17 protein-coding genes, 1 tRNA gene, 2 rRNA genes and 1 pseudogene (1 of these 21 only partly in view) are annotated in these 20,381 nt (G+C 58.3%); 8 read left to right on the forward strand and 13 right to left on the reverse strand.

All coding sequences use genetic code 11. The features are described 5' to 3' along the window. Positions 1-11: 11 nt before the first annotated feature. The gene (locus RHEC894_RS17510) at positions 12-767 is read right to left on the reverse strand and encodes an FCD domain-containing protein (RefSeq protein WP_008532838.1); all 756 of its coding nucleotides are present in this window, start codon (positions 765-767) and stop codon (positions 12-14) included. A 228-nt stretch (positions 768-995) separates the two neighbouring features. Between RHEC894_RS17510 and RHEC894_RS17515 the strand changes: the two genes are divergently transcribed. The 7 genes and pseudogenes from RHEC894_RS17515 to RHEC894_RS17545 form a co-directional block, all read left to right on the forward strand. Continuing rightward, on the forward strand, positions 996-1,901 hold the full coding sequence (locus RHEC894_RS17515) for a VOC family protein (protein WP_085738222.1): 906 nt from the start codon (positions 996-998) through the stop codon (positions 1,899-1,901). A gap of 20 nt (positions 1,902-1,921) precedes the next feature. After that, positions 1,922-2,809: an alpha/beta fold hydrolase gene (locus RHEC894_RS17520; protein ID WP_085738223.1), complete on the forward strand. Its 888-nt coding sequence runs from the start codon at positions 1,922-1,924 to the stop codon at positions 2,807-2,809. Then, on the forward strand, positions 2,806-3,861 hold the full coding sequence (locus RHEC894_RS17525; protein WP_085738224.1) for an Ldh family oxidoreductase: 1,056 nt from the start codon (positions 2,806-2,808) through the stop codon (positions 3,859-3,861). Before RHEC894_RS17520 ends, RHEC894_RS17525 begins: the two co-directional genes overlap by 4 nt. Positions 3,862-4,249: 388 nt before the next feature. After that, positions 4,250-5,824 (forward strand): Re/Si-specific NAD(P)(+) transhydrogenase subunit alpha, encoded by a 1,575-nt coding sequence (locus RHEC894_RS17535; protein ID WP_085738226.1) that lies wholly within the window; start codon positions 4,250-4,252, stop codon positions 5,822-5,824. A gap of 18 nt (positions 5,825-5,842) precedes the next feature. Next, entirely contained in the window at positions 5,843-7,276 is a 1,434-nt protein-coding gene (locus RHEC894_RS17540) for an NAD(P)(+) transhydrogenase (Re/Si-specific) subunit beta (RefSeq protein WP_008532831.1), read from the forward strand. Positions 7,277-7,330: 54 nt separating this feature from the next. Further along, positions 7,331-7,546: an aldehyde dehydrogenase family protein gene (locus RHEC894_RS33795; RefSeq protein ID WP_281069161.1), complete on the forward strand. Its 216-nt coding sequence runs from the start codon at positions 7,331-7,333 to the stop codon at positions 7,544-7,546. Positions 7,547-7,892: 346 nt separating this feature from the next. Continuing rightward, positions 7,893-8,186, forward strand: a pseudogene (locus RHEC894_RS17545) (ISNCY family transposase); the annotation flags it as partial. On the opposite strand, the gene RHEC894_RS17550 reads toward RHEC894_RS17545, so the two are convergent. From RHEC894_RS17550 to RHEC894_RS17585, 8 genes are all read right to left on the reverse strand, one after another. After that, on the reverse strand, positions 8,182-9,801 hold the full coding sequence (locus RHEC894_RS17550; protein WP_085738227.1) for a bifunctional 3-(3-hydroxy-phenyl)propionate/3-hydroxycinnamic acid hydroxylase: 1,620 nt from the start codon (positions 9,799-9,801) through the stop codon (positions 8,182-8,184). The pseudogene RHEC894_RS17545 and the gene RHEC894_RS17550 sit on opposite strands and share 5 nt — an antisense overlap. Before the next feature lie 65 nt (positions 9,802-9,866). After that, positions 9,867-10,574 carry an ABC transporter ATP-binding protein gene (locus tag RHEC894_RS17555; RefSeq protein ID WP_008532827.1) on the reverse strand — a complete coding sequence of 236 codons (708 nt, stop codon included), beginning with the start codon at positions 10,572-10,574 and terminating at the stop codon, positions 9,867-9,869. Beyond that, positions 10,567-11,298: an ABC transporter ATP-binding protein gene (locus RHEC894_RS17560; protein WP_085738228.1), complete on the reverse strand. Its 732-nt coding sequence runs from the start codon at positions 11,296-11,298 to the stop codon at positions 10,567-10,569. Before RHEC894_RS17560 ends, RHEC894_RS17555 begins: the two co-directional genes overlap by 8 nt. Further along, positions 11,282-12,247 (reverse strand): branched-chain amino acid ABC transporter permease, encoded by a 966-nt coding sequence (locus RHEC894_RS17565; RefSeq protein WP_085738229.1) that lies wholly within the window; start codon positions 12,245-12,247, stop codon positions 11,282-11,284. Before RHEC894_RS17565 ends, RHEC894_RS17560 begins: the two co-directional genes overlap by 17 nt. Positions 12,248-12,255: 8 nt before the next feature. Continuing rightward, positions 12,256-13,113 carry a branched-chain amino acid ABC transporter permease gene (locus RHEC894_RS17570; protein WP_085738230.1) on the reverse strand — a complete coding sequence of 286 codons (858 nt, stop codon included), beginning with the start codon at positions 13,111-13,113 and terminating at the stop codon, positions 12,256-12,258. Between the two features lie 66 nt (positions 13,114-13,179). Next, complete coding sequence (locus RHEC894_RS17575) at positions 13,180-14,343, reverse strand: ABC transporter substrate-binding protein (protein WP_348630125.1); 1,164 nt, start codon at positions 14,341-14,343, stop codon at positions 13,180-13,182. A 107-nt stretch (positions 14,344-14,450) separates the two neighbouring features. Next, positions 14,451-14,984, reverse strand: a complete 534-nt coding sequence (locus tag RHEC894_RS17580) for a cupin domain-containing protein (protein WP_085739034.1) — start codon at positions 14,982-14,984, stop codon at positions 14,451-14,453. A gap of 62 nt (positions 14,985-15,046) precedes the next feature. Beyond that, positions 15,047-16,162, reverse strand: a complete 1,116-nt coding sequence (locus RHEC894_RS17585; protein WP_085738231.1) for an alcohol dehydrogenase catalytic domain-containing protein — start codon at positions 16,160-16,162, stop codon at positions 15,047-15,049. Positions 16,163-16,520: 358 nt separating this feature from the next. Here RHEC894_RS17585 and RHEC894_RS17590 point away from each other — a divergent pair, with 358 nt between their 5' ends. Continuing rightward, on the forward strand, positions 16,521-17,348 hold the full coding sequence (locus tag RHEC894_RS17590) for a fumarylacetoacetate hydrolase family protein (RefSeq protein WP_037174199.1): 828 nt from the start codon (positions 16,521-16,523) through the stop codon (positions 17,346-17,348). A 395-nt stretch (positions 17,349-17,743) separates the two neighbouring features. Here the strand turns inward: RHEC894_RS17590 and RHEC894_RS17595 are convergent, their stop codons facing one another. The 4 genes from RHEC894_RS17595 to RHEC894_RS17610 all read right to left on the reverse strand — a co-directional run. Beyond that, positions 17,744-17,929, reverse strand: a complete 186-nt coding sequence (locus RHEC894_RS17595; protein WP_125460977.1) for a hypothetical protein — start codon at positions 17,927-17,929, stop codon at positions 17,744-17,746. Between the two features lie 169 nt (positions 17,930-18,098). Then, positions 18,099-18,175: transfer RNA gene (locus tag RHEC894_RS17600), tRNA-Met, on the reverse strand. 104 nt (positions 18,176-18,279) lie between these two features. Further along, a 5S ribosomal RNA gene (gene rrf, locus RHEC894_RS17605) occupies positions 18,280-18,394 on the reverse strand. A gap of 208 nt (positions 18,395-18,602) precedes the next feature. After that, a 23S ribosomal RNA gene (locus RHEC894_RS17610) occupies positions 18,603-20,381 on the reverse strand; it runs 1,113 nt beyond the window's last position.

Raw genomic sequence — 20,381 nt, forward strand, 5'->3', positions numbered from 1 at the left:
TCCGATGAGCGCTATTCGGCGGCGACGCTCGGAGGCTTCTTGGTCGGCCGCCGGGCTTCCGACGTCAATTCCGGAAATAGATGACCGGCATGCTCGATGACGTTCGCGCTCGTCTCCCGGATATGAAGTTCGATCAACTTTAATGCCGTATCGACATTCCGCTCCATGACAGCGTCAACGATCATCTTGTGTTCAACGTCCTTCTCCCGCCATTTCGTGCGAAACTGTGACGACATGCGTCGATACCGATGTGCGCGCTCAAAAAGCTTGGCTCTCATTTCGAGCAGCACTGGCGAGCCGCAGGCAGCAACAAGCGAATAGTGGAATTCGCCATGCACCACGCTCCACTCATCAGAAAGATAATATTCTCCGCCGATGCGCTGCTGGAGCCTCTCCATTCGATGAAACGCGGAAAGGATATTGCCTTCCCAAAGGTCATCGCCCTTGCGTATCGCTTTGGCAAGTGCTTCTCGTTCAATGAGGACGCGTGCATCCGTAAGATCGTTGAGATCGGCAATCGAGACGGGTGCCACGACAAAACCACGCTGTCCTTCTGCAACCACAAGATTTTCTGCAGAGAGACGTGAGAGGGCTTCTCTCAAGGTCGAGAAACTTACTTCGTAGCGTTCACGCAGGCTTTCAAAGCGCAACTTCTCACCGGGTTTGAGATCGCAATTTACGATATCGCGTCGCATGCGTTGCAGCACGTCGCCGGCTCGTGTCTCGCCGCCTGCATTTTGTTTTTCCAAGATGGTCTCCCGGCTCATGTGTTGAGATGCCACACGTTTCAACCCTTATGGAAGTTTAGGGATAATTTCGAAAAAATCAATCTTGGCGAAATTTATCATTTCCACTCGGAAAAAAACGTATTCGAAATGCGCCCTGTCATAAATTTCGTAAAACTCAATAATTTCGAAAATACCTTGCATTGACGATCAAACTGGCGTATCAGAGCTGCAGCGGAACAGAGCATCGCAATTTCAAGGGAGGAAGAAATGACGCACCTTGTGCACGCCATTGGGCACCTGAAGGTCAATGTGACGAACCCGGGGGCGGTTATTCGTGATTCGACCGAAATCTTGGGATTGAGGGTTTCTCACCAGGAAAGGGATCAGACCTGGCTCAGCTCAAACGGGCGTGCGGCTGAGCTGGTGCTGGTCCATGGAGACGAGAATTCGGCCCACACGATCGGCCTTGAAGCCCTGACAAAAACCGACGTCGAGGCTGTGGCGTCGCGTATAGAGCCTGCCGGCTGCCGTATTCTGTCTCACCAACCAAGCCTGTCCTGCATGGATGCAGGCGTGACCTTCGCGACACCGGAAGGCTTGCGTTTCGAGGTCCATACGCCGATCCGCAACAACATTCGGGGGCAGCGTTTTCCCACGAACGGCATCATGCCGCGCCGCATTGACCACATCAATCTGATTTCGCCGGATCCGGTTGCCACCAGAGCGCAGCTTGAAGCGGTTGGGGGCATGAAGCTGTCCGAGCGTATGGTCAATGATGCGCTCAGTTGGATGTATGGCGGTAACCGCCAGCACCATGTTCTTGGTGTGGTCAAGGGTGCCGCAGCCGGGCTGCACCATGTCTCGTTCGAGTTTGTAGAGTTCAACATGTATTGCCGGCTCGGCGATATCCTCGACCGCTTTGACCGGCAACTTCTTTGGGGCCCAGGACGGCATCGTCCGGGCGACAATACCTATGCCTATTACACCGATGCCAGCGGCATGATGATCGAATGCTCTGGTCCGATGTCGCACATTGCTGACGACTTGAACTTCGAACCCAACGTCATAACGAACTTGGAACGCCCCGGTAACGTCCGCGACATGAACGTCTGGGGCACGCCTGCGCCATTGGAATGGCGTGAACATTTCCACCCCTTCACCAAGATCGTCTGAACAATCCGAGGTAAGATGTCATGCAAGAAAAGCTCACGTTTATGTCGGACGGACTGAAGATATCAGCCGTGCTCCATATCCCGGACGCTCGCCAGGCCGGGCAGAAGCTCCCCGCATTCATCGTCTGCCACGGTTTTGTTGGCTCCAAGGATGAAAGTCACGCGCAGATTCAGGCCGAAATGATGGAAGCATTCGGCTATGTCGCCTTGCGGTTCGATTTTCGCAGCTGCGGCGAAAGCGAGGGGGAGCGTGCGCAGGTGCGCTGCTTCGACCAGGTTGCTGATGCCAAGAACGCCCTGACGTTCCTTGCCGGCCGAGAGGAAGTGGATTCGGCGCGTATCGGCATAACTGGTCATAGTTTCGGTGCGGCCGTCTCCGTCTACACGGCAGGTGTTGACGAGCGTGTTGCCTGCTGCCTCTCGTCCTGTGGTTGGGGTAACGGCGAGCGAAAGTTCCGCGGCCAGCACCCGACTCCCGAATCATGGGATAAGTTCATCGGCATTCTCGAAAACGGTCGCAAGCATAAGCAGGAGACCGGCCAAAGCCTCTGGATGTCCCGCTTCGATGCCGTCCCGATCCCTGAACATCTGCGCAAGAACCTCTCGCCGAAGGCAATCATGGAGATCCCGGTCGAAACTGCGTGGTCGATGTATAATTTCCGTGCGGACGATGTCATCGGCAATATCGCGCCGCGCCCCTTGCTTTTGTTCCACACCGCCAATGACATCATCACGCCGACAAGTGAATCCATCCGCATGTTCGAGAGGGCCGGCCAGCCAACCGAACTCATGTTGATCGATACGACGGCGCACTTCCCGCTTGCACCAGGCGATGCGCCGCGCACCAAGGCGATGATGAAAGGTTGGCTGGACAAGTTCTTTCCGTCTCCGCTGGGCACTGCGTCATGAGTGGAGCTTCAGAGACAAAGCCTATCAGCAGGCAGGCACTCGAGGATTTTGCGGCGGCGCTGCTGCAGGCAGGCGGTTTTAGCGAACAATACGCAAAACAGTCCGCCGAGCTTCTGGTCTGGGCCAATATGCGGGGCGCCGATTCCCACGGCGTTTTGCGCATCCCACGCTACATCGAAATGGTGGAACTCGGCATCGTAAAGGGCTGCGCCGAGCCTGCCGTGTCGCATGAATTTGGCGCGATTTGCCGTTTGGATGGCAATCTTGTTCCGGGCGCAGTCGGGATGTCGATGGCGACGAAGAGGGCCATTGAGCTTGCCGGGACGTTCGGCATCGGTCTGTGCGAAATTTCTCGCATAAGCCATTCAGGCGCCATCGGTTATTTCGCTGAGAAGATCGCCCGAGCCGGAATGATCGGTATTGTCATGGCGGCCTCAAAGCCATTGATGGTCTATCATGGAGCACGGGGTGAGGGGGTTTCGACCAATCCGATTGCGATCAGTGCACCGGCTGGAGAAGGACAAAACCCTCTCATCTTCGATATGTCGACTGCAGCAGTCGCGCTCGGCAAGATCATGGCGGCAAAGGACGCGGGCCGCCCGATTCCTCCGGACTGGGCGGTGAACATTGAGGGCGTCCCGACAACCGATCCTTCCAAAGTCAAGGCGGTTCTACCGATGGCAGGACCAAAAGGCTCCGGTCTGTCGCTGATGATTGAGGTTCTGGTGAGCGTACTTGGTGGCAATCCGCTGATTTCCGCAGCCCTCTCGCAGAAAAAGGACAACGGCTTCAACGGCTTGGCAATAGCCATCAATCCCTTCGCGTTCGGATTGCCGCATGCGGTCGTGGAAGATATCGCGGCGCTGGCACGAGCCGTCAAAGGCCTGCCGCCGGCGGCCGGCGTCAAGGAGGTGCTGTTGCCCGGAGAGCGAGGATTTCTGACGGCTGCAAGGCGAAGCGCGGACGGTATTCCCATTACCGCAGGTACCGCCAAGCGTTTGGCGGAGGAGGGTGTCAAGCGGGGCGTTGCTGTGCCGGCGGAATTTTCTTGACCGGCACCGCAGCGCTCTCGCGAAACGGCTGGCCGGACCCCTCCCCTTCAAGAGATCTATCCGGATTTGTTTTGGAAACTGAAATCACGATCGGCACTCCGCTGCATTTGGTCTGGAGTGTTCTCGATCATCTGCGGAGTTGCCGCGCTTGAAACGAAGTGCTGCCGCAGCTGAAGGGTCGCATCCGGTGTCGCAGGCGCCCGCGGCCGCATAGCGTGCGTGACATCGTCGACTGGTCCATGCAGGGCAAGATCGAGATCAAAACCGATCACCCTCCTGGCGCTCGAAGACATCAACAAACACGTCGAACTTCGGGCCAAAGCGTCCGTCGCGTGGTCGTCCGCTGACTGAGAGATTTGATTAGAATTCATAGCGTTGGGAGGATGACTTGCTGATTGGCACCCCGAAAGAGATATGGGAAGGCGAGGCCCGGGTTGCACTGACGCCCGAGAGCGCGCTCCAACTGCGCAAACTCGGATATGAGTGCGTCATCGAGACTGGTGCTGGCAGAGCAGCCGGATTTTCCGAGGATGCCTATCGTACAGCCGGCGTTGTCATAGTCGACACGGCGGCGGCCCTTTACGAAGCGGCCGACGTGATCGTTAAAGTGCGTCCGCCGGAAGCCTCGGAAGTACAGCGCCTACGTGCCGGCAAAACGCTGATCTCGTTTTTCTATCCCGGCCAGAACAACCAACTGCTGCAGCAGGCGAAGACCACCGGATCGACTGTCATCGCCATGGACATGGTGCCGCGCATCTCGCGCGCCCAGAAGATGGACGCGCTGTCGTCGATGGCCAACATCGCGGGCTACAGGGCGGTCATCGAGGCTGGGAGCAACTTCGGGCGGTTCTTCACCGGCCAGGTCACGGCCGCCGGCAAGGTACCGCCGGCCAAAGTGCTGGTTATCGGTGCGGGCGTGGCCGGTCTTGCCGCGATCGGAACGGCGACCTCGCTGGGCGCGATCACCTATGCGTTCGACGTGCGCCCGGAAGTGGCCGAGCAGATCGAGTCCATGGGTGCCGAGTTCGTCTATCTCGACTTCGACGACGAACAGCAGGATGGCGCCGCGACCGGCGGCTATGCGGCCCCGTCTTCGCCGGAGTTCCGACAGAAGCAACTTGCCAAGTTCCGCGAGCTCGCGCCGGAGATCGACATCGTCATCACCACAGCCCTGATCCCCGGCCGGGATGCGCCGAAGCTGTGGCTCGCGGATATGGTGGCGGCGATGAAACCGGGCTCCGTCGTCATCGATTTGGCGGCCGAGCGCGGGGGCAACTGCGATCTCACCGTGCCGGATCAGAAAACGGTCTCCGACAACGGCGTGATCGTCATCGGCTATACGGATTTCCCGAGCCGCATGGCGGCGCAGGCCTCGACGCTTTACGCGACCAACATCCGCCATATGCTGACGGATCTAACTCCGGGAAAGGATGGCGTGATCTTTCACAACATGGACGATGACGTCATCCGCGGGGCGACCGTCACCAAGGGTGGCGAGATTGCTTATCCGCCGCCGCCGCCGAAGGTACAGGCGATCGCCGCCGCAAAACCGAAGGAAAAGGTGAAAGAACCGACGCTGGAGGAAAAGCGGGCCCGGGAACTGGCTGCCTTCATGGCGCAGACCAAAAGCCAAGGCATCCTGCTCGTCATCGGCACGGCGCTTCTGCTGCTGGTCGGCGCCTATGCGCCGTTGAGCTTCATGAGCCATTTTGTCGTCTTCGTGCTCTCCTGCTTCATTGGCTTCCAAGTAATCTGGAACGTGTCGCATTCGCTGCATACGCCGCTGATGGCGGTGACCAACGCCGTATCCGGCATCGTCATTCTCGGCGCGCTCTTGCAGATCGGCTCGGGTAATGGGCTGGTCGTGGCGCTGGCGGCCCTGTCGGTGCTGATCGCCACCATCAACATCGTCGGTGGCTTCCTCGTCACCCGGCGCATGCTCGCCATGTTCCAGAAAACTTAAGTGGCAGGGATCTTCACAATGACCATTGGTATCGTAGCAGCCGCCTATGTTGCGTCAGCGGTTCTCTTCATTCTCTCGCTCGGCGGCCTGTCCGGCCAGGAAAGCGCCAAGCGCGCCGTCTGGTACGGCATTGTCGGCATGACCCTCGCCGTTGTCGCCACAATCTTTGGTCCCGGCGTCGGCAATTGGTTCATCATCGCGCTGATGGTCGCTGGCGGCGCGGTGCTCGGTTACTATGTCGCCAGCCGGGTGCAGATGACAGAAATGCCGCAGCTTGTTGCGGCGCTGCATTCCTTCGTCGGCCTCGCCGCCGTGTTCATCGGCTTCAATGCCCATCTCGAGGCGGTTCATGTCGCCGGTCTTAACGAGGCATCCCGCGCAACGCTCACCGGATTTGCCGCCATTCTGGCGCGCAAGGACATGGTGGAAATGTCGATCATGAAGGTCGAGGTCTTCCTCGGCATCTTCATCGGCGCGATCACCTTCACTGGCTCGGTCGTCGCCTTCGGCAAGCTGGCCGGCAAATTGGATGGCAAGGCCAGGAAACTGCCGGGCGGTCATCTGCTGAATGCCGTTGCCGCCATCGCCACGCTCGTGCTGCTGGTGATGTTTTTTAACGGCGCCGGAACCTGGACGCTGGTGCTGATGACGACACTCGCCTTCTTCATCGGCTACCACCTGATCATGGGCATCGGTGGTGCCGACATGCCGGTCGTCGTCTCGATGCTGAACAGCTATTCCGGCTGGGCGGCTGCGGCGATCGGCTTCACGCTCGGCAACGATCTTCTGATCGTCACCGGCGCCCTGGTCGGCTCCTCGGGTGCGATCCTCTCCTACATCATGTGCAAGGCAATGAACCGCTCCTTCGTCTCGGTCATCCTCGGCGGCTTCGGCGCGGTTGCCGGCCCAGCCATGGAAATACTTGGTGAGCAGGTAGCGATCGATGCAGAAGGTGTCGCGAGTGCGCTAAACGAGGCCGACAGCATTATCATCGTCCCCGGCTACGGCATGGCTGTGGCACAGGCCCAACAGTCGGTGTCGGAACTGACGCGCAAGCTACGCGCCGCCGGCAAAAATGTCCGTTTCGCCATCCATCCGGTGGCCGGCCGCTTGCCCGGACATATGAACGTTCTGCTCGCTGAAGCCAAGGTACCCTACGACATCGTGCTCGAAATGGACGAGATCAACGACGACTTCCACGAGACCGACGTCGTCATCGTCATCGGCTCCAACGACATCGTCAACCCGGCTGCCCAGGAAGATCCGAACTCACCGATCGCGGGCATGCCAGTGTTGGAAGTCTGGAAGGCCAAACAGGTCTTCGTCTCCAAGCGCGGCCAGGGAACCGGATATTCCGGCATAGAGAACCCGCTCTTCTACAAGGACAACACCCGTATGTTCTATGGTGATGCGAGGAAGAGCTTGGATCAAGTCTTACCATTTTTCGCCTAGCCAATTTCGGCATCCACTGAGCGAACGCCGTCCTATCATAGACTTCGCACGACGCTGACATGGTACCGAGATTGGACCGGATTTCTCTTCCGTAGGATTGTTCATGGATCAGACTTAAGAGACCGTCACCCTATCAACACCCGTAAGTGCCTAATCTCAACGGAAGTGGCGCCGTTCGGTGGTATCAAGCAGTCGGGCCAGGGACGCGAAGGCTCGAAATACGGTATCGACGACTATATCGAGATCAAATACCTCTGCCTTAGCATCTGATTTGCTCGGGCCGAGATGGGCCTCGGACGCAATCCCGGCGCGTGTGTTGTCTGGACGGCAATCGCGCTGGTGGCGTTCTCGGCGAGATTTCAAACTGACTTGGCGCCGCTGTAGGCAAGGGATCGTTCGGCCAATTCGAGACTCAGTCGCTTGAGCGATTGTCAGGAGAGGGCGTCAATGGAATTGCGGCTAACGAAAGATCCCTCTTCTTGGTCGGCAACGCGGTAAATCTCGGAAGGCTTCTCCCAGTAGGCACGTAAACGCTTATATGGCACACAAATGTTGAGTGAATCAGCTCTTGAGCTGCTGTGTCAGCCTCCGAGATTGTTCGTTCACCGTCCGTGTCCATCTGCATGCGACGAAGGCCTATCTGCAGCAATGGCGCAAACCTCTGGCATTCTACAGCGTTGCGCCCGCTCCGTGCATCGGAGAAGACCGGACGAGCGGCCTGACGCAGTTCGGGGGCTCTCTCTGAACTCAACATCGATATCATCTGCGTCAACACCCCGCAGGCCAAGGGACGAGTGGAAGGGGCCAACCAGAAGCTGCAGGATCGCATGGTCAAGGACTGCGGCTGCGCGGCATCGACACGATCAACGCGGCCAACGCCTATGCGCCGGTATTCATGGCGGACTTCAATGTCGAGATTTATCCACCCACGCTTTGGTCCGGTCACCTTCATCGTTCGCGGAAACGGTCCACCCGGCAAGTTGTTCGAGTAGCATCGTCAGTTCACTTTCGTCAGAGACGGCGCCGAATATTACACGGTCTGGACGAACGACGATCGCGCGGAAACCTCGCTCCGACAGCCAACTTTCTAATATATGCTCCTCTTCCTCAAATCCACCCGCAACGCCGAACTCAAAAAGCGCTATGGCGAGCCGGGATAATTGATTCCGAACCGCATCAGTGATGTTCAAGCCCTTGGCAATCACGACAAAATCGTTCCCAAGCACATCGTCAAACAGTATCGATTTACCACCCACCACCACGCGCGGCTGTGGGCAAACTTCACCGGCACCAGGTGCCGGCTGGCCTTTACTTGCAAAACCGATGGCGCCGTCAGCTATGGGGGGAAAGAGGCTCTGCCTGATAACGGTGCCCTTTCCTTCCGCTACCAGGGCCTTCATCGCCGCATTTCTTGCCTCCGCCCGTTCTTGATCGATTTCGCATATGATCTCACCCAAGCTTTTGGTTATAGAAATGACCTTGTGGACGAGAGGCCTTCGCTCCTGCTCGTAGGTATCCAGTAATTTCGCGGGACCTCCCTGTAGTGCGCTGGCTATCTTCCAACCGAGATTCGACGCGTCCTTGATACCCTGAACCATCCCCTGCGCTAGGAAAGGCGGCGTCATGTGACAGGCGTCTCCAGCGAGAAACACGTTGCCCTTGCGCCAGGATTCAGCGACCAAGGCATGGAACCTATAGGTCGCCGAGCGCCAGATTTCCGCCTGCCCCGGCTTCAGCCACGGAGAAAGAAGTTCCCAGATGCACTCCGATCGATTGATCTCTTCGCCAGTTTCGCCAGGCAGCAGCATGAACTCCCAGCGCCGCAAGTTCCCCGGTAGCACCACGAATGTGTGTGGCCTGGCGGGGTTGCAGAACTGTACGTTCGTCTCCGGCAGATTGACGTCTTCGTCACCTAGAACGACGTCGATCACGAGCCATGGTTGGTCGAACACAAGGTCCTCAAACCTAATATCGAGAGTGCGCCGGACGAAACTGTTGCCACCGTCACACCCGACGACGAACGTCGCATTGACCGACATCGTATCTCCCGTGTCCATTTCCCGAAGCGACAGGCGGGGACTAGAGGGATCGTCGAGTGAGACCACCTCGACGCCGGTCATAATCGTCACCGTCGGTGAATTTCTTGCCTTGTCTCGCAAAATGCGCTCAAGAGGCGGCTGCACAAAGGTGAGATAGGCGGGCCATCCGAGTTTATGGGGACGCGCTGGCGAAATGAACCTGCGCAGCAACGTGCCATCGGCAGCACGATACTCCGAATCCCTGTACTCTCCGACGACAGAGGCGAGATCGTCGGCCACACCCAAACCCTGAAAGACACGCATGACCTCGTGGTCCATGCCGATCGCGCGCGGAAGAGCAAACACGTCATCGCGCGCGTCTATTCCCAACACGGAAATCCCGAAGCTTCCTAGAAGGTTGCAAAGTGTGATGCCCACCGGGCCGAGCCCAATGACGACCACCTGGAATTCAGCCTTGGCAAGCTGCTTGAAATCGATCTTTTCCATCACTTGATCCGTTATCCAGTCCGCCCGCGCAACGGACGCAAAGCTCGTTTTTGATCCGCTCTCTGTCAGTGCCCGAGGAAGGCTTTCCTGACACCCGGGTCATCCATCAGCGTGTCGGCGATACCCTGCCCAACTATACGGCCTGCTTCGAGAAGATAACCGCGGTTCGCAAGCGCGAGGCTGGCACGGACGTTCTGCTCGACCACAAGCATCGATATGCCGCTGTCCCGAACACGCCTCAACGCCTGAAAGAGTTCGCCCACGACGATCGGAGCCAGCCCCAGACTCGGCTCATCGAGCAACAAGACGTCCGGCTTCGACATCAGTGCCCGCGCTACAGCCACCATCTGCTGCTCGCCGCCGGACATGGTGCCGACGCGCTGCCGGCTGCGTTCAGCAAGGCGTGGAAATAGCGTCAGCACCTCTTCGCGCCGAGCGTCCGCCCCCTGGCGTGCCCGTCTGGGATTTGCGCCGAGGCGAAGGTTTTCGTCGACCGTCATTTCCGTGAAGACCCCTCGTCCTTCCGGGACATGAGCGATCCCAAGCTCGACGAGCTTATGTGGGGCGATCCTTGCGATCTGCTTGTCGCGGAAGACCACTTCGCCGTTGTCAGCAAGTCGCACCATGGAGGTAAGTCCTCGCAGCAATGTCGATTTGCCCGCTCCGTTCGCCCCCAGTATGGCGACGCACTCGCCCGGCCCCACCTTGATCGAGACCTCGTTTAGCGCAAGGTGCTTTCCGTAACGAACCGACAGGTTCCGGGCCTCAAGCATCTTCGAAATCTCCCAGATACGCAGCGACGACCTGCGGGTTGGTCAGAACCTGCGAGGTCGGGCCGTCGGCGATCTTGAGCCCGGCACTCATCACCACGCAGCGGGGACAGATTTCACGGACCGCTTCCATAATGTGCTCGACGAGGATGATCGTCATGCCCTGCGCCTTCAAGGTGCAGATGAGGTCGATGCCGGTACGCAACTCGGTTGGGTTTAGTCCCGCAAGCCATTCGTCCAGCAACAGGATGTCGGGTTTCGCCGCTATGGCACGGGCAAGCTCCAGCCTCTTCTGGTCGATGTAGTTCAGACTGCTCACCTCTACGTCGCCCCTGCCCGCCAATCCGACCGTGGCAAGCGCGCCATTTGCTCGTTCGCGCGCAGCACGCCCCCACAATCGGTCGCGACCGAAGGCAAGCGACAGCACGATGTTATCTCGCGCATTGAGGGACTGTGCCAGACGCACGAGCTGGAAGGTACGCGCGATGCCGAGCCGCGCCCTGAGATGAGCGGCCAGATGCTGCACCGGCTGGCCATTGAGGCGCACCTCACCTGATGTCGGGGTCAGGGCCCCCGAGATGAGGTTCATGACCGTGGTTTTTCCCGATCCGTTGGGTCCGAGCAGACCCAGGACCTCGCCCTTCGAAACCTCGAAGTCGACGTCTTTCACGGCCACAAGGCCTCCGAACTCCTTGCGGAGGCCGCGAAGTTCAAGCGAGACGCTCATTGGACACCTCCCTGGCCAGATTCTTACGATCCTTCCGGTGTGCAAGATGCTTCCATAACTGTTCGAACCGGGCGAGTACGCCTTCGGGGAACAGGAAGACGATCCCGATGAACAGCAGGCCGAGGATGATGGAGTAGCGGTCGGGGAAGCGGCCCGAAAGCCATTCGAACAAAAAGAACAGGGGCACGGCACCGCAGACCGGACCCCACAGACGAGACGCTCCTCCGAGCAAGGCCATGATCAGCGTGAGGAAGGAAATCGTTGGGTTGAAGACGATGCTCGGCTCCACATAGGTCCACCGCGGCGCTTGCACTGCCCCGACGAGCGTGATGAACACCGAACTGATGGAGAACAGGATCAACTTGACCCGCGTGACATCTACGCCCGCATGCCGGGCGACCACCTCGTCGTCACCGATGGCCCGCACCGCCAACCCAAGCCGCCCTCGATCTATCCACCACCGAACCGCGAGCGCGACGGCGGCAATGGCCAGGAGCATGTAGAAGATCTGGTACGCTTCGACGTCCACGAAGATATACCGCCCGAGGGTGCCCGAGATGTTCACCTCGTACCAGGTGAGCAACTGTCTCACCATCTCGGCGAGGCCGAATGTAAAGATGACGAAATAGATGCCCGACAGTCTCAGGGTCGCCAGACCGACAACGAGGGAGGCGACAAATCCCACCAATGCTGCTGCGGCCAGGATGGCGTAGAAGGGTAGATGGTCAGCAAGAGCGGCGACCGTGTACGCCCCTGTCCCGCAAAAGGCGACCGTGGCGAGCGACACATATCGCGTCGGGCCTGAAAACAGCGCCCAGCTCGAACAAAGGGCGACATAACTCATCACGCCGATCGCAAGACCAAGCCCGTAGTCGTCGACGAACATGGGAACGAGAGCCAGTAACGTCAGAATGGCCCCGAGTACGATTGGGAAGAAGAGGTTTTTCATGGTCGTTCTCAGCCGAACAGGCCGTTCGGCCGCCATAGCAGCACGGCCAAGAAAATCGTGTATGTCGCAGCCAGTGTCAGGCCCGGATCGACCACAGCGGACACCCCGGCTTCCACAAGTCCAAGGATCAAGCCAGCGGCCGTCGCCCCCGCGAGGTTTCCCACACCGCCCATGATCACCACCACGAGCGCTTTCATCGTGAGGAAAACACCGTCGGTGGGCGTGAACGGTTGATACATGGAGAGGACGACACCTCCTGCGGCTGCGAGCGCGCCGCCGACGGCGAAGGCGGAACGTGCCTGGCGTTCGTTATCGATGCCGACGAGCGGCGCGAAGCCCGGCCGCGTCGCCACAGCCCGTGTTGCCATGCCCCACCGGGTCTTCTGCATCGCCAGATAGAGGCTACCGCCGACAGCCACTGCCAGAAGCGCCCCGACCAGACGCCCGCTGGAAATTTTGGTGCCGAAAATGTCGACGGGCACTTCGAGCCAGTCATAGCCCCTGAAACCGCTGCCGAACGAAGACAGGTAGACGCCCTGGAGGAGGAACATCAGGCCGAATGTCGCGAGGATCGAATCCACCTCGAGCCTCCCTGTTTTGCGGGAGCGCCTTTCCAGCGGACGCATGATGAGGTCGTAGCAGAGATGGGAAGCGAGGTAGCAGAGCGGCACGACCAGAAGGAACGCCACGAATGGGTTCAGCCCGGCGGCTGAAACCGCCAGGTAGGTCAGGAACGATCCGCCGATCACGAACTCGCCGTAAGCAAGGTTCATGATGCGGGCGACGCCATACTGTATGGTCAGACCGAGTGCCATCAGCGCGAAAGTGCCGCCCAGCACGAGTCCGACGACGAGAGTCGTGACCATTGGAGTCTCCTTTGCGCCTATGCCCAGGCTGGCTTTGGAATCACGGCCTTTACGGCTCCCGCACGGTCAGCGGGACCCACACCGACGAACTTTCCACCCTGCCACTGGCCGAGCAGCCAGAGGTCCGTCATCCGGTTTTTCTTGAGCTTCACATTGCCAATGATGGTCTCGAAGCTGCCGGACGCGATCTCCTCCGTCACGGCGTCGCGGTCGAGGCCGCGCCTCTCGATCGCCTGTTGAAGGATCTGGAGGCTGGTATAGATGACCGAACTCGCCCAATAGTCCGGGGGGGGTGCCGAGCAGCTTCTTGTGGCGCGCGACATAGGCCTGCATTTCCGGCCGTGAATTGTCGATCCCTCCGAGGCTCATTACGCCCTCGACCTTGCCCTCGTTGATGTCCGAATAGATGGGGAAGCTGGTGCCGACCCCGGTGTAGAAGACTTTCGGATTGAACGAGTTCAAACGCGCCTGCTTGGCGATCGCGAAGCTGTCGGGCGGGTACGACAATGCCATGAACACGTCGGCGCCCGATGCGGCGACTTCGTTCAGCAGTCCAGTAAAGTCCTGCGTACCGATGGGGTAGGACTTGTCCATCACGATTTCGAGGCCAGCTTCCGGCAATTTGAGCCGCGCTTCCTTGATCAGTTCAATGCCGAAACCGTCAGCCACCGAGATGATCGCCAGCTTTTTGTTGGTGGCGTCGCCAGCCGCTTTCACTGCGTCGGCGAACGTGGAAGCGTACCCGCTCGCGGCTCCGAGGAACCAGAAGCTCCGCTTCCACTTCGCATGGACGTCGATCTCGTCCGGAATGAGTGACGTTCCGATGAGCTGAGGATAGCCGAAGCGGTCCATCAGCGGAGCCACCGCCAGATTGAATGCCGTTCCCCACGGCGGAAGTATGAAGTCGACCTTGTCCTGGCGAGCCAAGCGTTCGATGCCACGAACAACCTCTTCTGTTGTCGAGCGGTCGTCATACGCGACGACCTCGATCGGAAGGCGACTGCCGTCCGGCAGCTTCAGCCCTCCGGCCGCTTTCACGTCCGCCGCCCAAAGCTCGTAGTTCGGGATGGTCGTCGATCCTGCACCGGGCGCATTCACGCCTGTCTTGGAAACAACATAGCCGATCTTGACAGACTTCCGATCGTCGGCCGCGCGCGCCGAAAACCCAGCCGCAAGGACGGCCGCCGATCCTGCTCCCGCGAGTATACTGCGTCTTGTCAGTCTCATCATGATCTTCCTCCTCAAAGGATACCGAGCCGAATGCGGACATGCCTCGTCGTTCGGCAAGCCTAATCGGCCGACCGCGCTGTCATGTCAGAATCTTCGAGACGCCGCCGCTAGTGGGCGCCGAGCAGGACGACCGCGATGGTAGCGGGCTTGTCGTTCGGATTGCGCCAGCCATGTCGGGAACCGTGCTGCACGAACGTGTCGCCGGGCTTCAACTCGACGATCACGCCATCGTCAAGTTCAAGGCTGATCCGGCCATCGAGTACCACGCCGTAGTCCAGAGTCGGTGTCTTGTGCATGCCGGGATTTTCCATTTCGAACGTCTCTGCGATCCCGGGCGCTGCTTTGAGGTGCTCAGGGCCGGCGAGTTCAGGTTTGAAGTCACGCGACATAAAGACGGCGTCCGGGGGGAATGTGATCAACATGAAGGTCGATCCTCCGGGGGGCTGGAGCAACGTGCCTTCATCTGCCATCGGGTCCGTGCCATTGTACGGTACCGAGGGAACCCCGGAGGTCGTCCAGATCGGAGCCGACACGAAGCCCGGCGTATGTTGGAGTGCCATTTCCCTGGGCGAAGGCCCGTCGCTAATGACCACTGCTTTGCCGGCGGCGTTCTCACCGAGGACAACACGTCTGACTGTCATGAAAACCTCCCGCATGACATTTAAAGCAAATGGCCTCCCGGTTTTCCGGCAAGCCCCGTTATTTAGGGATGGATCACGTAGTTGGAGAAGCCACCATGACGTTGCGCTATACCCGAGATCGCCTTGTTGACCTCTGCCAGTGGATAGCCATGGGTCTCAAGGATGGAGAAGTCTGCCACGCCGGACGCCACCATGTCCGCCATCTCCTGCCCTTCCTGGGCCGTGAACCATGCCGACCCGTAGAGCCTCTGATTGTGGTCCATGAGCCAGTGGACATCGATCGGGATTTCCCCGGCGACAGCGCCGATGTCCACGGCGACACCGCCACGGCGCAGGCCGCGCAGGCCTTGGAGGAAAGTCTCCTGTTTGGCACCGGGACCAAGGCAATCGATAAAGGCATCCACCCCTTCCCCGTCGGTATGAGCAAGCGCAAAGTCGGTTACGCTGCCTTCGTCGATGGAAAAGACTTCGATCCGGTTGGGCGCAAGTGCCTTGATTTCCTCAAGGAGCTTCTTGTCGCGGCCAGTGCCAAGGATCTTGTTCACCCCAAGAGCGAGCCCGAACACCGCCGCACCAATCCCCAGCGTGCCGCTGATACCGTTCACTAGGATGGTGTCACCAGGTCCCGCCCTGACCTTCTTGAGAGCCGAATAGGCCGTTCCCATGTAGCCCAGACGCGCAGCCTGGTCGAATGTCATGTTGTCGGGAATGGTCACGATCGCGGAAGCGGGGGCAACCATATATTCGCTGAGGCCCCCGATTGGATAGTCGTCGAACGTCTGCAGCGCCTCCGTGCTGAAGCCGAAATAGCCTTGGAAAGCATAGTGGCGGCAGGAAATATGATCTCCGTGACGGCAATGACGGCAAGTCCCGCAGCTGCGACCAGGATTGACATAGACGCGGTCACCCGGCTTGAGGCTGCGGACGCCGCTGCCAACGGCCGCGATTTCACCGGCGGGATCGAGGCCGAATACCGCAGGAAGCGGTGGCTGCGGCATATGCGGGAACCAGGTCGGCCAATTGGCAAGAATGTTGTGCAGATTGGGCACGATACCGCAGGCTCTCACTCGGACAAGAACATCCATGTCGCCAGGTTTCGGCATCTCCAGCACTTCGATCCTCATTGCGTCACCGACCGCATGCATGCGCGCAGCCGTCATCGTTGCGGGGATATTCATTGCTTTCCTCCGATTGCTAAAATCGCCAGCCCTCCAGCTGGCGCCTCCATGCGGAAAGAGCTACTACAATAATTTCGAAATTTCAAGTGATTTCGTAAATATCATTTCTCGTCCGATATGGTCGGGATCGAACTGCCTGTGGCGCTAGGCATCCAGACGACCGGTGCGGCACCGGCCTGCCCCCGCGCTGGGAGCATAATATCGGCGGAGCTTCAAACTTCTGCACCCATCGATGGATTTGCCGCGACCGGTTCTAACGCTCAACAAAACGCGGAGCCAGCAGATGACATGCTTGCCAATGGACCTCACGATTGTTTACGATATTATATGTATTTTCGAAATTAGAGGATATTTTCGAATGCGATATGTAAGCTGCATCCACGACGGTGCGTCACGATATGGTTGTGTCACTGGTCATTCTGTTTGCGATCTCGGCCTGCGGACGGGCCTCCCCGACCTGAAGAGCCACATCGCATCGCATTTCGACAACCTCGGTCGGGAATCCGATCTCAAGACGGATTTCGACCTCGCCGACGTGGTGCTTCAGCCTGTAATTCCTAATCCCGAGAAGGTCATCTGCGTGGCGATTAACTATCGTGAAAGTGATTCTCCTTCCCCGGACGAACCTGAATACCCCGTTGTCTTCACCAGGTTTGCCAATGCCCAGACAGGTCATAACACACCGCTGCTCAAGCCAGATGTGTCTGACAAATTCGACTACGAAGGCGAACTGGCCGTCATAATAGGTCGGGCGGGCCATAAGATCGACGAATCCGACGCCCTCGCACATGTTGCAGGCTACTCGTGTTTCAACGACGGCAGCGTCCGTGATTGGCAGAAACACTCTTCCCAATTCACGCCTGGCAAGAACTTCGTACAATCTGCCGGATTCGGACCTTGGATGGTGTCCGCCGACGAGATTCCCGATCCCTCGGGGTTGGATCTCTGGACCAGGGTAAACGGCGAACTGCGTCAGTCGACCAATACTAGACGTATGATGTTCCCCATACCGTGGCTGATCTCCTACCTCAGCCAGTTCACGAGGCTGGAACCGGGCGATGTTATCGTCACCGGCACTCCAAAAGGGTTCGGTTCCAGCCTTCAGCCGCCAAGGTTCCTTCAGGTCGGCGATGTCGTGGAAGTGGAACTCGAAGGCATTGGCGTATTGCGAAACCCTGTGGCCTAAGAGACGCCCCTTCGATGATTGGGAACAGTGGACGCGCCTCTCTCAGCCAAATATGCCAGACGGGTAGCCGACCAACAGGGCCAGGCCGCCGCGCGCTAGGCATCGTCCGTTATCCCGGCCCAGAAGCCAGTTCCAACTTCAATCAAACACTTAATAGCCAAGCTTCATCAATTGCCGGGCAGAGTCAGGCGTCATTGCAACGCGGGCTTCACCTTCGGCCCTCTCGCGCGGTGCTCCCATGTTCATTCTCACTTCTCCCGTGGCTCGGAAGCTCGGCGGATCGAGGTCGCACAAGATCTGCTGGTAGAAGAGCATGGTTCGGGACTGCGGTCTCGCCACTAGGAGCGTGGTCCTGTGAACTCGGGAGGCGACGCCCTCCTCCCGAGTTAAGTATCTTAAGCTCGCACCTCTTCGTTGCGGGGATCGTACCAAGCGCCGAGTTGGATATCGATCGGGTAGCGCTTCATCGCGACCTCGACCTCCCACTTGCCGCCGGCCAGCCACTCCTTAGTGACACCCTCATCGCTCGAAACGTAACCGAGGCCCAGCGATGCCTTGTTCATGACGCTGCGCTGCGACATCGAGAGCACTAGGCCTGCCTTGGATAGGATCCAGGCAGGGGACTTCCTTGCCAGGATTGGCGGGACAGAAGACCGGTTTTAAGGAACTATCGGACAGCCACTGTTTTTGGAGGGCCGAAACGCCAAAAGCCCGCTTTGCAGCGGGCTTTTGGTATGGCTGTAGAGAATTTGGTTGCGGGGGCAGGATTTGAACCTGCGGCCTTCAGGTTATGAGCCTGACGAGCTACCGGGCTGCTCCACCCCGCGGTATATATTAACACGAAAGGCCGCTTTGTGAGCGGCCCTTTGATCGGCTTTGGGCCGTTAGTTTTGTGTGAGAAGATTTTATATCATGAAGTTGCGCTTTGCAGACCTGGCAGCGACCTACTCTCCCGCGTCTTAAGACGAAGTACCATGGGCGCAGGGGCGTTTCACGGCCGTGTTCGGAAAGGGAACGGGTGCAGCCACCCCGCCATAACCACCAGGTCGGCAAAGCGCAACTTATGTTTGAGAAGCTGGGGGATGAGGCGGTAGTCAGTAGCCATTAGGCAATAGTGACTAGCGTCATCGCATTTTTTTGAACACGTCTTTGATGTTTGCGAGGGAAGAGGCGGAGCAGTTTACTACTCACTACTCGCTACTGCCTATTCACTACTCACTATCGAACTTTGTTCGATGAGCACAGTCAATGAGAACGATCAAGCCGATCGAGCTATTAGTACCGGTAAGCTTCATGCGTTGCCGCACTTCCACACCCGGCCTATCAACGTGGTCGTCTTCCACGGCTCTGATAGGGAATACTCGTTTTCAGGTGGGTTTCCCGCTTAGATGCCTTCAGCGGTTATCCCGTCCATATATAGCTACCCTGCTATGCCCTTGGCAGGACAACAGGTCCACCAGAGATATGTCCATCCCGGTCCTCTCGTACTAGGGACAGATCCTGTCAATATTCCTACACCCACGGCAGATAGGGACCGAACTGTCTCACGACGTTCTGAACCCAGCTCACGTACCGCTTTAATTGGCGAACAGCCAAACCCTTGGGACCTGCTCCAGCCCCAGGATGCGATGAGCCGACATCGAGGTGCCAAACAACCCCGTCGATATGGACTCTTGGGGGTCATCAGCCTGTTATCCCCGGCGTACCTTTTATCCGTTGAGCGATGGCCCTTCCACACGGGACCACCGGATCACTATGACCGACTTTCGTCTCTGCTCGACTTGTCAGTCTCGCAGTCAGGCGGGCTTATGCCATTGCACTCGACGACCGATTTCCGACCGGTCTGAGCCCACCATCGCGCGCCTCCGTTACTCTTTCGGAGGCGACCGCCCCAGTCAAACTACCCACCATACACTGTCCCGGACCCGGATGACGGGCCGCGGTTAGACATCCATGACGATAAGGGTGGTATTTCAAGGATGGCTCCACGGAAACTGGCGTCCCCGCTTCAAAGCCTACCACCTATCCTACACATGCCGACACGAATGCCAGTGTAAAGCTATAGTAAAGGTGCACGGGGTCTTTCCGTCTGACCGCAGGAACCCCGCATCTTCACGGGGAATTCAATTTCACTGAGTCTATGTTGGAGACAGCGGGGAAGTCGTTACGCCATTCGTGCAGGTCGGAACTTACCCGACAAGGAATTTCGCTACCTTAGGACCGTTATAGTTACGGCCGCCGTTTACTGGGGCTTCGATTCAAAGCTTGCACCTCTCCTCTTAACCTTCCAGCACCGGGCAGGCGTCAGACCCTATACGTCGTCTTGCGACTTCGCAGAGCCCTGTGTTTTTGATAAACAGTCGCTACCCCCTGGTCTGTGCCACCCCACAAGAGTTGCCTCATATGGGGTCACGCTTCTTCCGAAGTTACGCGTGCAATTTGCCGAGTTCCTTCAACATAGTTCTCTCAAGCGCCTTGGTATACTCTACCTGACCACCTGTGTCGGTTTCGGGTACGGTCTATACGGTGGAGCTATTTCCTGGAACCGCTCCGCTGCCCTGATAATCCAATAAACCAGAACAACTTGTGCAATCCGTCACTACCACCAGGCCCACGAATATTAACGTGGTTCCCATCGACTACGCATTTCTGCCTCGCCTTAGGGGCCGGCTAACCCTGCTCAGATTAACTTTAAGCAGGAACCCTTGGTCTTTCGGCGAGAGGGTCTCTCACCCTCTTTATCGTTACTCATGTCAACATTCGCACTTCCGATACCTCCAGGAGCCCTCACAGGTCTCCCTTCATCAGCTTACGGAACGCTCCGCTACCACTTGCATTACTGCAAATCCTCAGCTTCGGTGCATGGCTTCAGCCCCGTTACATTTTCGGCGCAAAGACCCTTATTTAGACCAGTGAGCTGTTACGCTTTCTTTAAATGATGGCTGCTTCTAAGCCAACATCCTGGTTGTTTTGGGATCCTCACATCCTTTCCCACTTAGCCATGACTTGGGGACCTTAGCTGGAGGTTAGGGT

Origin of the sequence: Rhizobium sp. CIAT894 (assembly GCF_000172795.2) — a bacterium.
GTDB lineage: Bacteria > Pseudomonadota > Alphaproteobacteria > Rhizobiales > Rhizobiaceae > Rhizobium.